At 63.2% G+C, this 14,775-nt stretch carries 10 protein-coding genes; 6 read left to right on the top strand and 4 right to left on the bottom strand.

Annotation, left to right across the window (positions count from 1 at the left end):
* The first annotated feature begins 28 nt into the window (after positions 1 to 28).
* A complete protein-coding gene (locus DYZ14_RS19765; RefSeq protein WP_154722284.1) occupies positions 29 to 709 on the top strand; it encodes an acyltransferase in 681 nt (226 codons plus the stop codon).
* An 84-nt stretch (positions 710 to 793) separates the two neighbouring features.
* On the opposite strand, the gene DYZ14_RS19760 is transcribed toward DYZ14_RS19765, so the two are convergent.
* Positions 794 to 1,165 carry a hypothetical protein gene (locus tag DYZ14_RS19760; protein WP_154722283.1) on the bottom strand — a complete coding sequence of 124 codons (372 nt, stop codon included), beginning with the start codon at positions 1,163 to 1,165 and terminating at the stop codon, positions 794 to 796.
* Between the two features lie 211 nt (positions 1,166 to 1,376).
* On the opposite strand from DYZ14_RS19760, the gene DYZ14_RS19755 reads away from it, so the two are divergent.
* The 4 genes from DYZ14_RS19755 to DYZ14_RS19740 all read left to right on the top strand — a co-directional run bounded on the left by DYZ14_RS19755 (position 1,377) and on the right by DYZ14_RS19740 (position 6,888).
* Positions 1,377 to 2,492, top strand: coding sequence for a PAS domain-containing sensor histidine kinase (locus tag DYZ14_RS19755; RefSeq protein ID WP_195950046.1), 1,116 nt, complete (start codon positions 1,377 to 1,379; stop codon positions 2,490 to 2,492).
* Positions 2,493 to 2,605: 113 nt separating this feature from the next.
* Positions 2,606 to 3,313 (top strand): ABC transporter ATP-binding protein, encoded by a 708-nt coding sequence (locus DYZ14_RS19750; RefSeq protein ID WP_154722282.1) that lies wholly within the window; start codon positions 2,606 to 2,608, stop codon positions 3,311 to 3,313.
* 4 nt (positions 3,314 to 3,317) lie between these two features.
* Positions 3,318 to 5,681 carry an ABC transporter permease gene (locus DYZ14_RS19745; protein ID WP_154722281.1) on the top strand — a complete coding sequence of 788 codons (2,364 nt, stop codon included), beginning with the start codon at positions 3,318 to 3,320 and terminating at the stop codon, positions 5,679 to 5,681.
* A gap of 4 nt (positions 5,682 to 5,685) precedes the next feature.
* Positions 5,686 to 6,888 (top strand): efflux RND transporter periplasmic adaptor subunit, encoded by a 1,203-nt coding sequence (locus DYZ14_RS19740; RefSeq protein WP_154722280.1) that lies wholly within the window; start codon positions 5,686 to 5,688, stop codon positions 6,886 to 6,888.
* Between the two features lie 61 nt (positions 6,889 to 6,949).
* Here the strand turns inward: DYZ14_RS19740 and DYZ14_RS19735 are convergent, their stop codons facing one another.
* Positions 6,950 to 8,206: an AGE family epimerase/isomerase gene (locus DYZ14_RS19735; protein WP_154722279.1), complete on the bottom strand. Its 1,257-nt coding sequence runs from the start codon at positions 8,204 to 8,206 to the stop codon at positions 6,950 to 6,952.
* A 194-nt stretch (positions 8,207 to 8,400) separates the two neighbouring features.
* Between DYZ14_RS19735 and metH the strand changes: the two genes are divergently transcribed.
* Positions 8,401 to 12,168 (top strand): methionine synthase, encoded by a 3,768-nt coding sequence (metH, locus tag DYZ14_RS19730; RefSeq protein WP_154722278.1) that lies wholly within the window; start codon positions 8,401 to 8,403, stop codon positions 12,166 to 12,168.
* A 231-nt stretch (positions 12,169 to 12,399) separates the two neighbouring features.
* Here metH and DYZ14_RS19725 read toward each other — a convergent pair whose 3' ends face one another.
* Entirely contained in the window at positions 12,400 to 13,563 is a 1,164-nt protein-coding gene (locus DYZ14_RS19725) for a polyamine ABC transporter substrate-binding protein (protein WP_154722277.1), read from the bottom strand.
* 148 nt (positions 13,564 to 13,711) lie between these two features.
* Complete coding sequence (locus DYZ14_RS19720) at positions 13,712 to 14,770, bottom strand: ABC transporter ATP-binding protein (RefSeq protein ID WP_154722276.1); 1,059 nt, start codon at positions 14,768 to 14,770, stop codon at positions 13,712 to 13,714.
* Between the last annotated feature and the right edge of the window lie 5 nt (positions 14,771 to 14,775).

Genomic DNA, 14,775 nt, shown 5'->3' with positions numbered 1-14,775 from the left:
CGGTAAACGGACGTCAGGAGGAGATGAGATGAAGCTGTCGTTCCTGTCCGGGCTCATTCGTGCCGCCAAGGCGCGCTGGTTCTTCCTGCTGGAAATGCCTGAGGGCAACCGGTTCGAGGACAAGGGGGCGGCCGGGCTGAAGGGGCGCGTGATCGTCAAGCGGGGAACCGGCAATACGATCACCATCGGAAGCGGCACCCGTTTCGATGGATCGATCGAAATCCTCGGCACCAAGAACACGGTGGTGATCGGCGACAACTGCCACTTCAAGGGTGACATCGTCGTCAAGGACCACGGCCAGACCGTGACTTTCGGCGACCATTCCACCTGCAAGAGCGTCTACATTCTCTGCCAGGAGGGTTGCAGCGTGCGGATCGGGCGATGGTGCATGCTGTCGCGCGACATCGAGATCCGCACCACCGATGCACATTCGCTCATCGATCGCCAGACGGGAAAGCGGCTCAACACGGCGGCGTCGATCTCCATCGGCGATCACGTCTGGGTGGGCGTGGGGGCGATCATCAACAAGGGGTCGCGCATCGCCGCGGACAGCGTTGTGGGCGCCATGGCCTTCGTCAACAGCGCTTTCGACGAGGAGGGCGTCGTCATTGCCGGCGTCCCTGCCAATATCGTCAGACGGGGTGTGACCTGGCATCGGGGGCGAAAGAAGGCGTTTTCATCCGCCGAAATGGATGCCTGGCGCGGGTAGGGCGTCCGTGCCCGAAGCAGGTTCGCGGCAACGCAATGTTCGGCCCCCTGGAGTGAAGGCCGAACACCGATCGCATTGCAAAGATCAGTTCGACCGGGAGAGCAGCGACTGGGCTTCCTCGAAACGGCGGCGGCGTTCCGGATTCTTCTCGTCTGCCGCATAGCATGTGCCGTTGAGGCAGAACTTGACGAGCTTGAACGGCGCGCTTGCCTTTTCGAACTGGCACTCGATCGTGTCGGTGATGCTTGCGGGCTCGGCATCCAGCTCGGTCGAATACGTCAGCCGCACGCCCGGCGGTGTCAGTTCCGGAAAGGACTGGACTACGCCAACCTTCACCGCGGTGGCCATTTCGAAATTGCGCGCAACCAGCGAGCAGGTTTCTTCCAGGCCGGGCGCCTGGGCGAAGGCCAGGGTTGGGGCGGCGATGAGGGCGGCGGTGAGCATAATGGTCTTCATAGTCCCTCCAAGGGCAAAAGGCTGAGATCCACCAAAGGCTTGCGCAAGGGACATTGTTCCCTTGCATGTTTAGTCTAGCGCCAATTGCCACGCATGTCCTGTTCTGAAATAATTGCAGCCCCAGGATTGGAGTGGCTGATGTATGGCGAATTCGACTGCGAATGAGGTTTGGCCTGCATCCCGCCCAGTTGTTGGGCCCGGCGATTTTCTGATGGTTGGCGGAGCGAGCGGCGAGGAGATTCGTCGCTTCGACTGGGCGGCGACCAGTCTCGGGCCGATCGATGGCTGGCCCGTTTCTCTAAAGACCACCATGCGCCTGGTGCTGTCGTCCAGACAGCCGATGTCTTTCTGGTGGGGCCCGGAACTCCTTCACTTCTACAATGACGCTTATGTGCCCATGCTCGGTCAGCGCGCCGGTAATGCGCTCGGACGACCGTTCAAGGAGGTCTGGGACGACGTTTGGGAGATGGTGTTGCCGTTCGTGCGCAGCGCGCTGTCCGGCGAGGCGACCTGGATGGAAGACATGCCGCTCACCATGATGCGCAACGGATATCCCGAACAGACTTACTTTACCTTCTCCTACAGCCCGCTCTACGGTGACGACGGCGCCGTCGAGGGCCTGCTCAACATCGTCACCGAAACGACCCGGGCTGTGGCTGACCGCGCTGCGCTGCATGTGGCTTACGAGCTGGCACAGGAGCACATTCGCGAGCGTGCGCGCCATGAGCGCGAACTCAAGCTCCTCAACGAGGAGCTTGCCCATCGGATGAAGAACACATTGGCGATGACGCAATCAATCGTCACGCAGACCTTGCGCAGCGCGGAATCGATGAGCGATGCGATAGCCACCGTGACAGCGCGAATCGGCGCCCTGTCCAAGGCCCAGGATATTCTCACCGGCACGCCGGGGACGACCGCGAGCTTTGAGGAAACCGTCATGGCTGCGCTTTTGCCGCACCGCGACAGGGACGACCGCTTCGTCGTTTCCGGAGGGGAGATCTACCTGACGGCACAACAGGCGCTCGGACTGTCGCTCGCCATCCACGAACTGGCGACCAACGCGACCAAATACGGCGCCTTGTCGCTGCCGGACGGGCGGATAGAGATCGGCTGGTCGGCCGGCGAAGACGGTTCTTTTTCCTTCAACTGGGTCGAGCGCGGCGGCCCGCCGGTGACGGCCCCTGTGCGCCGCGGCTTCGGCTCGCGCCTCACCGAGCGGATCGTTTCGGTGATCTTCTCCGGCGAGGGGCGTATGACGTTCGAGCCGACAGGCCTCATATTCCGGCTCGTCGGCCGGCTCGACATGTCCACCGACGTCCCCGAATAGCGCGGCTCGCCGCACCGCGCCGTCGGTTCGGTCGCCGGTTTCGGCTTTGACAATGATCAAGGCCAGGTCCTGTGGGGTTCTCTATCGTTGATCGAGTTTGACAGGGCCGCGCGATGGCAGACGTACTTTTTCAGGTGGACAATGTCACCAAGACCTATCGCACCGGCGATGTCGAGGTCTGGGCCCTTCGTGGCGTCGACCTGACGCTGGAGCGCGGGGAGATGGCGGTATTGCTCGGCCCCTCGGGCAGCGGCAAGTCGACGCTGCTCAACATCATGGGCGGGCTCGATCGGGCCAGCTCGGGCAGGGTCCGTTGTGCCGATCACGAGTTGACCGCGTTCTCCGAGCGGCAGCTGACGCAATTTCGCCGCGACCACATCGGCTTCGTCTTCCAGTTCTACAATCTGATCCCGAGCCTGACGGCCTATGAGAACGTCGCTCTGGTGACGGAGATCGCGGCCAATCCGATGGACCCGGGCGAGGCACTGGAGATGGTTGGGCTCAAGGACCGCATGGATCATTTCCCGGCGCAGCTGTCCGGCGGCGAGCAGCAACGCGTGGCGATCGCTCGCGCCATCGTCAAGCGGCCGGACGTGCTGCTTTGCGACGAGCCGACCGGGGCGCTCGATTCCAAGACCGGCGTGCTCGTGCTCGACGTGCTGTGCCGTGTCAACGCGGAATTCAACACGACCATGGGGATCATCACCCACAACGCCGCCATCCGCCAGATCGCCCATCGCGTCTTCTCCTTCCGCGACGGCCGGATCGAGGAGTCCTTCACCAATGCGGTGCGGCTGCCGCCCTCCGCCGTGAGCTGGTAGCGCCATGTCGATGCTCGACCGCAAGCTCTACCGCGACCTGCTCAGGCTCTGGGCCCAGGTGCTCGCGGTTGCGCTGGTCATGGCCTGCGGGGTTGCGACGATCATCATCGCCATCGGCTCCTACCGCTCGCTCGAGGAGACCCGCGATGTCTTCTACGAACGCTATCGGTTCGCCAATCTCTTCGCCGAGGCCAATCGCGCACCGCTGCACCTGCGCGACCGGATTGCCGCGATCGAGGGGATCGGCAGTGTCGAGCTTCGAATCGTCAAATATGTGCTGCTCGACATCGAGGGCATGGTCGAGCCGGCGACCGGCGTGGCCGTCTCCCTGCCGGATAGCGGTCAGCCGGGCGTCAATCGTCTCTATATTCGCAGCGGTCGCCTGCCCGAACCTGGGCGGGCCAACGAGGCCGCGGTGCTCGACAGCTTCGCCAAGGCGCATCGCCTGAAGGAAGGAAGCCGGTTTGCCGCCGTGATGAACGGCCGAAAGCAGATCCTGACCGTGACCGGCATCGTGCTGTCGCCGGAATATATCTACACGATCGGCCCCGGCGACATGGTACCGGATCCACGGCGCTTCGGCGTCTTCTACATGTCGCGCAAGGCCCTTGAAGGCATTTTCGACATGGGCGACGCCTTCAACAATGTCGTGCTGTCGACCTTGCGCGGCACGAACCTGGACGTGACGACAGCAGCGCTGGACGACTTGCTCGAGCAATATGGCGGACGCGGCGCCTATGGCCGTGAAGACCAGATTTCCGACACCTTTCTCGCCAACGAATTGGACCAGCTGAGGGCGATGGCGGCGGTCATTCCGCCAATCTTCCTGTTCGTCGCCGCCTTCCTGGTCAACATGATCCTGACGCGGCTGATCACGCTGGAGCGCGAGCAGATCGGGCTTTTGAAGGCGCTCGGCTACCGCGAGACGGAGGTGGCCTGGCACTATCTCAAGCTCACCATCGTCATTGCGCTGATCGGCGTCGCCATCGGTTTTCTGGCGGGAAACTGGACCGGGCGCGAGATGACCAGGCTCTATGCCCGCTTCTTTTCCTTTCCATTCCTGATTTTCCGCGAGAGCTTCGACCTCTATGCCATCTCGGCGGGGATCTGCGTCGCGGCCGCGTTTGCCGGGGCGATCCGGGCGATCTGGGCGGTCGTCGTCCTGCCGGCGGCCGTCGCCATGCAGCCTCCGGCCCCCTTGCGTTTTCGTTCGTTGTTCAAGCGCCGCGCGGGCGGGCCTCGATTCGTGTCGCAGCTCACCATCATGGCCTTCCGACAGATCATCAGGGCTCCGGTCCGCTCGTTCCTCACCTCGCTCGGTGTCTCCTTTTCGGTCGCGCTGCTGGTCGTGTCGTTGTTTACCACCGACGCCGTCAGCCATATGGTCGAAGAGATTTTCTTCCGCATGGAACGCCAGGACGCCAGCCTTTATTTCGATCAGGACCGGCCCATCGCCGCGCTCGATTCCGTGCGGCAGTTGCCGGGTGTACTGCGTGCCGAGCCTTTTCGGGCGATCTCGGTGACGGTGAGGAGCCGGCACAATGAGAAGGATCTGACGATCTTCGGCCTTAACTCCGAGACCGATCTCGGACGCATCATGGACGCCGACATGCGTCCGATCTCGCCGCCACCCAACGGCATTCTGCTGATCGGACGCGTCGCCGAGGAACTGGGCGTCAAGGTCGGGGACATGATCGAAGTGGAACTGGTCGAGCGCGACCATCGCAAGGTTTCGGTTCCTGTGACGGGCATAAGCCAGAGCCTGGTCGGCATTGACGCCCATATGCATATCGAGGCTCTCAACCGCCTGATCGGGGATGGGCGGCGGATTTCCGGTGCCCGTATTTCACTCGATTCATTGCAGCGGGACGCGTTGTTCGCCGAGGTCAAGAACACGCCGGCGCTCGCCTTCGTCATGCTGATCGGGCTGTCGCGGGAGCGGTTCAGGGCGACCATCGAGGAGAATATCGTGATGGTCCAGATCGTCTACACGACGCTGGCCGTCATCGTCGCCTTCGGCCTCATCTATAATTCGGCGCGCATCCAGCTTTCGGAACGCGCTCGGGAACTCGCCAGCCTGAGGGTGTTGGGCTTCACTCCGTCGGAAGTCTCCAGCGTGTTGATGACGGAGCTTGCCACCGTCATCCTCGCGGCGCAGCCGCTCGGCTGGCTGCTCGGATATTCCTTCGCCAGCCTTGTGGTCGATGGGATCGAGAGCCACCTGTTTCGCATACCGTTTTTTGTCAACGCTTCGACGTATGCCGTGGCGAGTCTCGTGGTCCTGGGGGCATCGCTTGCCTCGGCGCTGATCGTGCGCCGCAGGATCGATGAACTTGATCTCATCGCCGTACTGAAATCCAGGGAGTAGCCCGATGCAGGGAAAATGGTTCAAGCGTGTCATCGGTGTCGTCGCAGTCGGCGCGATGGTTGCCGGTTTTGCCTATGCGCTCAGGGAAAAGCCGCAGATGGTGGACGTGGGGGCGGTGACACGCGGACCGATGCGGGTCACGGTGTCGCAGGAGGGCGTGACGCGGGTGCGCGAAGTCTATGCGGTGTCGTCACCCATTGCCGGCCATCTCGCCCGCACCGTGCTCGACGAGGGCGACACGGTCAGGGCGGGCGTGACCGTGGTGGCGGCGATCCATCCGCTCGATCCGCCGCTGATCGACAGCCGCAGCCAGGCCGAGCTCATCGCCGCGCGCGATGCTGCGCGCGCTGCGGTATCGATGGCCGAGATCGACCTGAAGCGCCTGCAATCCGACTTGCAGTTCGCGCGCGACAACCTGCAGCGGGCGGAGGCGCTGGCCAAGACCAAATTCCTCGCTCAGAGCGCGCTGCAGAAGGCGGGCACCGACGTCGAAGTGCTGGAAGCGCAGATCGGTTCGGCGCAGGCCGCGATCGAGTTGCGCAGGGCAGAGCTTGCCAGCGCCGAGGCACGCCTTATCCCCCCGAACGATCCCAACCGGAAGCCTGACGCCAGTTGTTGCGTCTACCTGACCGCCCCGGTCGACGGCGTCATCCTCTCGGTTTTCGCCAGAAGCGAGCAACCGGTGGCGGTCGGAACCAAGATCGCCGAGATCGGCGATCCGGCCGATCTTGAAGTGACCGTCGATCTTCTGTCGTCGGATGCCGTGCGCGTTGCGACGGGTTCGAAGGCGGAGATCTTCGACTGGGGCGGCGAAAAGGCATTGTCGGCCAAGGTTCGTCGCATCGATCCGGCCGGTTTCACCAAGGTCTCGGCGCTGGGTATCGAGGAGCAGAGGGTCAATCTCGTTCTCGATCTGGAGGAAAACGATCCGCGTCTCGGCCATGGTTTCCGTGTCTATGCGCGGCTGACCTTGTGGCAGAGCGACGAGACGCTGCAACTGCCGATCAGCGCACTGTTCCGGGATGGCCGGCAGTGGAGCGTCTTTGTCGTTCGCGACGGTCGGGCGCAGCAGGTCGCCGTCGAGATCGGGCAGATGAACGACGAGACAGCCCAACTGCTGGGCGGGCTTGCCGAAGGAGAGCGGGTCATCCTGCATCCGAGCGACATGATCAGCGCAGGCACGCTGGTCGAGGAGCGCAAGGAATAGGTCAGCGGCCACTCCCGGCTGCAAGTTAGTCAGCAATACATCAACCGTGAACCAGGCGGGATCAGACGGCACCGCCGGTTTCGCCAATCACGCGGGTCAAGCTTCCGGTCGCCGGGAAGAGCGGGATGAGGCAGGCCTGGAGTGCGTGGTAGATGTCGCCCTTGCCGGGGAAGAGCGTGGTCGAGGGGACAAGATCCTCGGTCAGTTCCTCGTGCCAGCCGCCAAAGGCATGATCCAGGCTGTGATTGGCGATGAAACCCCAGATCCTGCGGTAGCTTTCCTCATGGAAGTCGCTCGGCAGATGCTGGTTGAGGAAGTGCGCGGCGGCGGCTCCCTCGCACAAGGGCCACCAGAGCTTCATCCTCTTGTCGGGCACGTTTTCCCAGTCGAGCGTGTAAAAGAAGCCGCCGCGGTCCTTGTCCCAGCCGAGCGACATGGACTGGAAGAACAGGCCGCGCGCCGCTTCCGGCATCCAGTCATGCTTCTTGTCGCCGAGCACCCACAACTGGAGCACCAGGCGGGCCCATTCCAGCCAGTGGCCGGGCGTGGTGCCGGCCGGGCGGAACATTTCGTTCGGGTGGTAGTAGATGCGGTCGAGCGTCCAGTTCTCGTCGAAATGCTCGGGCACGCGATAGCCCTGTTCGGCGGCACGGCGACGGATAACGAGGTCGGCAATGCTCGTCGCCATGTCGAGATAACGGCGCTCGCCGGTCACCTCGAAGGCGGCCATCAGCGCTTCTGTGAGGTGCATGTTGGAGTTCTGGCCGCGATAGCCGGGTACGGGCTGCCAGTCGGATGAGAACTCCTCGGCGATCGCGCCGTGGCGATCTTCCCAGAAGCGGGTCTCCAGTATTTCGGTGATGTCGGCGAGCATCCGGTCGGACAGCGGATGGCCGACGGTCTTTGCGGATGAGGCCGCCAAGAGCACGAAGGCGTGGCCGTAGCCCTGCTTCGAGGCGTCGGCCGCGCGATTGTCGTCGACCTGCCAGAAATAGCCGCCATGGGTTTCGTCGCGATGGCGGTTCCACAGGAACTGCATGCCGTGATCGACGATGTCGGCGGCACCGGGACGGCCGAACAGGTCACCGATGGCGAAGCAATGCACCATGCGGGCGCTGGCATGGATGCCACGCACCGGATTTTCGGTGGAGATCGGCTTGCCGTCACGCGTCAGATCGAAGAAACCGCCCTTCGGGTTGATGCTGCCATACTGGAAGAAATCGAACAGGCCGTTCGCCTGGTCCAGCAACCATTTGCGGTGATAGGGCCGGCCGGTCCAGTTCTCTGCCAGGGCCGAAGCTGGGGTGACCACGGACATGAAGTTCCTCCCGTCGTGCATCTAATCGTTTGAATGCAATAGCGGCAAATGCCTCGCTTGTCACCGAGGCTGAAGGTTTCGTCCACCGGTGGTGGTGCGCAGGGTAAATGGGGTGAGAATGTCATTCGTATGTTGACATAAACATATCTTTATGTGATTTCGCTGTATTGTCTTTTGTAAGGAAGGGGTAGGCCATGCTCGACACGCTGTTCGGTTCGCAAGTCACGAAGCGGGATGGGGCCGAGGTCATGCGGGCACTGCGCCAGGCGGCCAGCGAACGCATCCTCATCCTCGATGGCGCCATGGGCACGCAGATCCAGGGGCTGGGCCTTACCGAGGACGCCTTTCGCGGCCAGCGCTTCATCGGCTGTGCCTGTCACCAGCAGGGCAATAACGACCTCCTGATCCTCAGCCAGCCGGATGCGATCGAGGAAATCCACTTCCGCTATGCGATGGCCGGTGCCGACATCATCGAGACGAACACGTTTTCGTCCACCCGCATCGCCCAGGCCGACTACCAGATGGAAGACGCGGTCTACGACCTCAACCGCGACGGGGCGCTGGTCGCCCGCCGTGCCGCGATCCGGGCCGAGCGCGAGGACGGTCGACGCCGTTTCGTCGCCGGCGCCATCGGGCCTACCAACCGTACGGCCTCGATATCGCCCGATGTCAACAATCCCGGCTACCGCGCCGTCTCCTTCGACGATCTGCGCCTTGCCTATGGCGAGCAGATCGACGGTCTGATCGAGGGCGGCGCCGACATCATTCTGATCGAAACCATCTTCGACACGCTGAACGCCAAGGCGGCGATCTTCGCCTGCGAGGAGCGCTTTCTCGCCAAGGGCGTCCGCCTGCCGGTGATGATCTCCGGCACGATCACCGACCTGTCCGGCCGCACGCTGTCGGGCCAGACGCCGTCGGCCTTCTGGTATTCGGTGCGCCACGCCAACCCGTTCACCATCGGGCTGAACTGCGCGCTCGGCGCCGATGCCATGCGGCCGCATCTGCAGGAACTGTCGGGCGTCGCCGACACCTTCATCTGCGCCTATCCGAATGCCGGCCTGCCCAACGAGTTTGGCCAATATGACGAAAGCCCCAGGGACATGGCGCGCCAGATTTCAGGCTTTGCCGAGGAGGGACTGGTCAACGTGGTGGGCGGCTGCTGCGGCTCGACGCCCGAGCACATCCGGGCGATTGCCGAAGCTGTCGCCGGCAAGGCGCCGCGTCGTCCGGCCGAGCACCGGCCGTTCATGGCGCTGTCGGGCCTGGAGCCCTTCGTGCTGACCAAGGACATTCCCTTCGTCAATGTCGGCGAGCGCACCAATGTCACCGGCTCTGCCAAGTTTCGCAAGCTGATCACCGCCGGCGATTACTCGGCTGCTCTCGTGGTCGCCCGCGACCAGGTGGAGAATGGCGCGCAGATCATCGACATCAACATGGACGAAGGCCTGATCGACAGTGAAAAGGCCATGGTCGAGTTTCTCAACCTGATCGCCGCCGAGCCGGACATCGCCCGCGTGCCGGTGATGATCGACAGTTCCAAGTTCCCGATCATCGAGGCGGGACTCAAATGCGTGCAGGGCAAGGCGATCGTCAACTCTATCTCGATGAAGGAGGGCGAGGCAGCCTTCATCGCGCAGGCGAAACTGGTCCGCAATTACGGTGCCGCCGTCGTCGTCATGGCCTTCGACGAGAAAGGCCAGGCCGACACCTATGAGCGTAAGGTCGAGATCTGCGAGCGGGCCTACAAGCTCTTGACGGAACAGGCCGGCTTTGCCCCGGAAGACATCATCTTCGATCCCAACGTCTTTGCGGTCGCGACCGGCATCGAGGAGCACAACAATTACGGCGTCGACTTCATCGAGGCGACCCGCACGATCCGCCAGAAGATGCCGCTGGTGCATATCTCCGGCGGCGTTTCCAACCTGTCCTTCTCCTTCCGCGGCAACGAGCCGGTGCGCGAGGCGATGCATGCCGTCTTTCTCTACCACGCGATCCAGGCGGGCATGGACATGGGCATCGTCAATGCCGGCCAGTTGGCGGTTTACGAGAGCATCGACCCCGAACTGCGCGAGGCCTGCGAGGACGTCGTGCTCAACCGCCGCAGCGATGCCACCGAGCGCCTGCTCGAGATCGCCGAGCGCTACCGCGGCACCGGCGAGAAACAGGCCCGCACTCAGGACATGAGCTGGCGCGAACTGCCGGTCGAGAAGCGGCTGGAACATGCGCTGGTCAACGGCATTACCGAGTTCATCGAGGCCGACACGGAAGAGGCGCGGCTCAAGGCCGATCGTCCGCTGCATGTGATCGAAGGCCCGCTGATGGCCGGCATGAACGTGGTCGGCGACCTCTTTGGCGCCGGCAAGATGTTCCTGCCGCAGGTGGTCAAGTCGGCCCGCGTGATGAAGCAGGCGGTCGCCGTGCTGCTTCCCTACATGGAAGAGGAAAAGCGCGCCAATGGCGGCACCGGCGAGCGCGAGGCCGCCGGCAAGGTGCTGATGGCCACCGTCAAGGGCGACGTGCACGACATCGGCAAGAACATCGTCGGCGTCGTGCTCGCCTGCAACAATTACGAGATCATCGACCTCGGGGTCATGGTACCGGCCACGAAGATCTTCGAGGTGGCGCGTGAGCAGAAGGTCGACATCATCGGACTCTCGGGCCTCATCACCCCGTCGCTCGACGAAATGGTGCATGTCGCGGCGGAAATGGAGCGGCAGGGCTTTTCCATCCCGCTGCTGATCGGCGGGGCGACGACCAGCCGCGTGCACACGGCCGTCAAGGTGGCGCCGCAGTACAAGGCAGGGCAGGCGGTCTATGTGACCGACGCCAGCCGCGCCGTCGGCGTCGTCTCGGCGCTGCTGTCGCCGGACACCAGGCAGGACTACAGCGATGGCATCCGTGCCGAATATGCCAAGGTGGCCGAGGCTCATGCGAGGGCGGAAGCCGAAAAGCAGCGACTGCCGCTGGCGCGGGCCCGCGAAAACGCGGCCAGGCTCGACTGGTCGGCTTACCGACCGGTGAAGCCCGGCGTCAACGGAACGCAGGTGTTCGACGACTATGACCTGGAGGAACTCGCCCGCTATATCGACTGGACGCCGTTCTTCCAGACCTGGGAACTGAAGGGCCGCTATCCGGCGATCCTCGAGGACGAGAAACAGGGCGAGGCGGCGCGACAACTCTTCGCCGATGCGCAAGCCATGCTTTCCAAGATCATCGCGGAGAAGTGGTTCCGGCCGCGGGCGGTCATCGGCTTCTGGCCGGCCAATGCGGTTGGTGACGACATCCGCCTTTTCACCGACGAAAGCCGAAGCGAGGAGTTGGCGACCTTCTTCACCCTGCGCCAGCAATTGTCGAAGCGTGACGGACGGCCGAACGTCGCCCTATCGGACTTCGTCGCACCGGCCGACAGCGGCGTCCAGGACTATGTCGGCGGTTTCGTCGTGACCGCGGGCTTCGAGGAGATCGCCATCGCCGAACGCTTCGAGCGGGCCAATGACGATTACTCCTCCATCCTCGTGAAGGCGCTGGCCGACCGTTTCGCCGAGGCCTTTGCCGAGCGGATGCACGAGCGCGTGCGGCGCGAGTTCTGGGGCTATGTGCCCGATGAGAACTTCACGCCGGATGAACTGGCGGCCGAGGCCTATGCCGGCATCCGGCCGGCTCCCGGCTATCCCGCCCAGCCGGATCATACCGAGAAGGTCACGCTGTTCCGCCTCCTCGATGCCGAAGCCAAGACGGGCGTCAAGCTCACCGAAGGCATGGCCATGTGGCCCGGCTCCTCGGTGTCGGGCCTCTATATCGGCCATCCGGACAGCTATTATTTCGGCGTCGCCAAGGTCGAACGCGATCAGGTCGAGGACTATGCGCGGCGCAAGGGCATGGCTATTCGCGAGGTCGAGCGCTGGCTCGGGCCGGTGCTGAACTACGTGCCGCCGGCCAGTGGTGAAGAGACGGTCTGATCGCCGTCTCGCTTGCCGGCCAGCCATCGGGTTCAGTCGATTTGGGAAACGCTGTGCGCGTTCAGGAGTCGATTCAGCGCCTTCAGGCGCTGATTCAATTGCTTCCCGTATCGATTCAGGTGGGGCGGGTAAAGCATTGGCGCAGAATCGAAAAACGATCGCGCGCGTGCGGTTGTCCGGCTGCTCTCAACCCGGATGTCAAGCTTTGCTGCCTGCGCGCTGGCCGAGCCGTCAGGCCGCCTTGAAGCGCGCCATGAGGTCGGCGCGGCCGGGATCGGTCAGCGTCACCGCCGCGCCGAATTCCAGTGGGGTCAGGGCGGCTTCGTCCGGATAGATGATCCTGTTGGACCTGATCTCCTTCGGCAGAAGCTCCATGACCCGGCGATCGGTGGTCGGCGCGCCGTTGGTCATGTGCTCGCGGGCCGCCACGGCGGGGTCCAGCAGGAAGTCGAGCAGGGCATAGGCCGCCGCCTTGTTCGGCGCGGATTTCGGTATGGCGAAGTAGTCCGTCCAGATTTCGCCGCCATCACTTCCGAGGGTGAACTCGATCTCGGGCATGTCACGGTTCAATTGCAGGCCGTCATTGGTCCAGCACATGGTGAGCCATGCGTCACCGGCACGCATGGCGGCCTGATAGTCGCTGTCGATCGCCAGCAGATGCGGTTTGACCGCGAGCAGCAGTTCTTCCGCTTCTGCCAGTGCTGTCGGGTCGACGGAATTGAACGAGTGGCCGAGGGAGACGAGCGCGCTGCCGATGGTCGTCATCTGGTAGTCGTGTACCATTGTGCGCCCGCTGCCCTCGTTCATTGCCGTGGCGAAAAAGTCCTTCCAGCTGGAGATACCCGTTCTCAGCTCGCCGGTGTTGACGGCGATGCCGGTCGTTCCCCAGTTCTTCGGCACGGCATAGGTCCGGCCGGACACCTGGCCAGCCCAGGTGAAGAGCAGGTTCTGGCTGGCGGCGTCGTAATGCCTGAGACGGGCGAGGTCGAGTTCTTCGATCAGATCACGTTCCACATAGGTGGAAATCGTATGATTGGTCGGGACGAAGAGGTCCCAATTGGCGGTGCCGGTGCTCAACGCCCTCAACATCGTCTCGTTCGAACTGGTGACGCTCAGATCCACGGCAATCCCGGTTGCGGCGGTGAACGCTTCGAAGGTCGCCGGGTCGTGATAGTTCGGCCATGAGTTGAGATGGATGAGCCGTCCGGCGTCCTGTGCCGCGACTGGACCGACGAAGGGGTGGCCGCAGGCGCCGCCGAGAGCTGCGGTTGCAAGGCCGAGGCCCGTGACGCCGAGGAAGTGGCGCCGGCTGACCGAGCCGCGCTTCAACCGCATGAATTGGGCCATGAATTGCGTTGCAGAAACCGGCAGATCCTGTCCGTCGTGCTTCCCCATGCGTCGATCCTCACACATCCCGTCGAGCCGATCCTCATGTTTCCATGATTTTGTAAACAAAGTGGATCGCAGGCGTGCAAATCTCACGCGAGGGCATGCGTGTCCCGTGTCATGATCGGCGTAGCGTTATTGCCGCGTGACGGGCGCCTCACGCCTGGAGGATGATGAGATCGGCGGAATCGATCTTCAGCGCGACGGTATCGCCGATCGCCGGCGGCGCCATGTTCGGATCGTTGAACATGTCGAAGGACACGGTATTGCCGGCGACATCCATCCGCGTCCGGATCACCGAGCCGAGAAAATGGCTCGACACGACCTGGCCGGTCAGCGTTGTATTGCCGGTCGCTCCAGGCAAAATGGAGCCGGCTTCCGGGCGCATGGCCAGTTGCACCGCGCTGCCGGCGGCAAGGTCGATCTTCTCCGCGAGCACGATCATCTGGTCGCCGATCGCAACGGTGCTCTTTTGCGCGTCGACGACCTTCGCCTCGATCAGGTTCAGCGTGCCGACGAAGGAGGCGACGAAGCGGGTGGCCGGTCGGTTGTAGATCTCGAAGGGCGTGCCGATCTGGTCGGCACGGCCGGCATTCATCACGACGACGCGGTCCGAGATCGACAGGGCCTCTTCCTGGTCGTGGGTGACGAAGATCGTGGTGATCCCGAGCTGGCGCTGGATGTGGCGGATTTCCTCGCGCAACGACACGCGGATCTTGGCATCGAGCGCCGAGAGCGGTTCGTCGAGCAGCAGCACCTGCGGCTTCGGTGCAAGCGCCCGGGCGAGCGCCACGCGCTGCTGCTGGCCGCCCGACATCTGATAGGGGTAGCGGTCGGCGAGATGCTCCAGATGGATGAGCTTCAGCATTTCCGTGACACGCGCCTGGATTTCGTCCTTGGGCTTGCCCGCCACCTTCAAGCCGAAGGCGACGTTGTCGAATACGTTCATGTTGGGAAACAGCGCATAGGCCTGGAACACCATGCCGATATTGCGCTGGTTCGGCTTCAGACGCGACTGGTCCTTGCCGTCGATCGTGATCGTGCCGCCTGACGGGGTCTCGAAGCCGGCGACCATGCGCAGGATCGTCGTCTTGCCGCAGCCGGAGGGCCCGAGGAAGGACACGAATTCGCCCTTGTCGATCGACATGTCGAAGTCGTGGACGACTTTGACTGCGCCAAAGGACTTCTCGATATTCGTCAGGGTCAGGAATGCCATAAATT

It is taken from the genome of Ciceribacter sp. T2.26MG-112.2 (assembly GCF_900492205.1).
GTDB classification, from domain to species: Bacteria; Pseudomonadota; Alphaproteobacteria; order Rhizobiales; family Rhizobiaceae; genus Allorhizobium; species Allorhizobium naphthalenivorans_A.
This window is presented reverse-complemented; position numbering and strand designations above follow the sequence as displayed.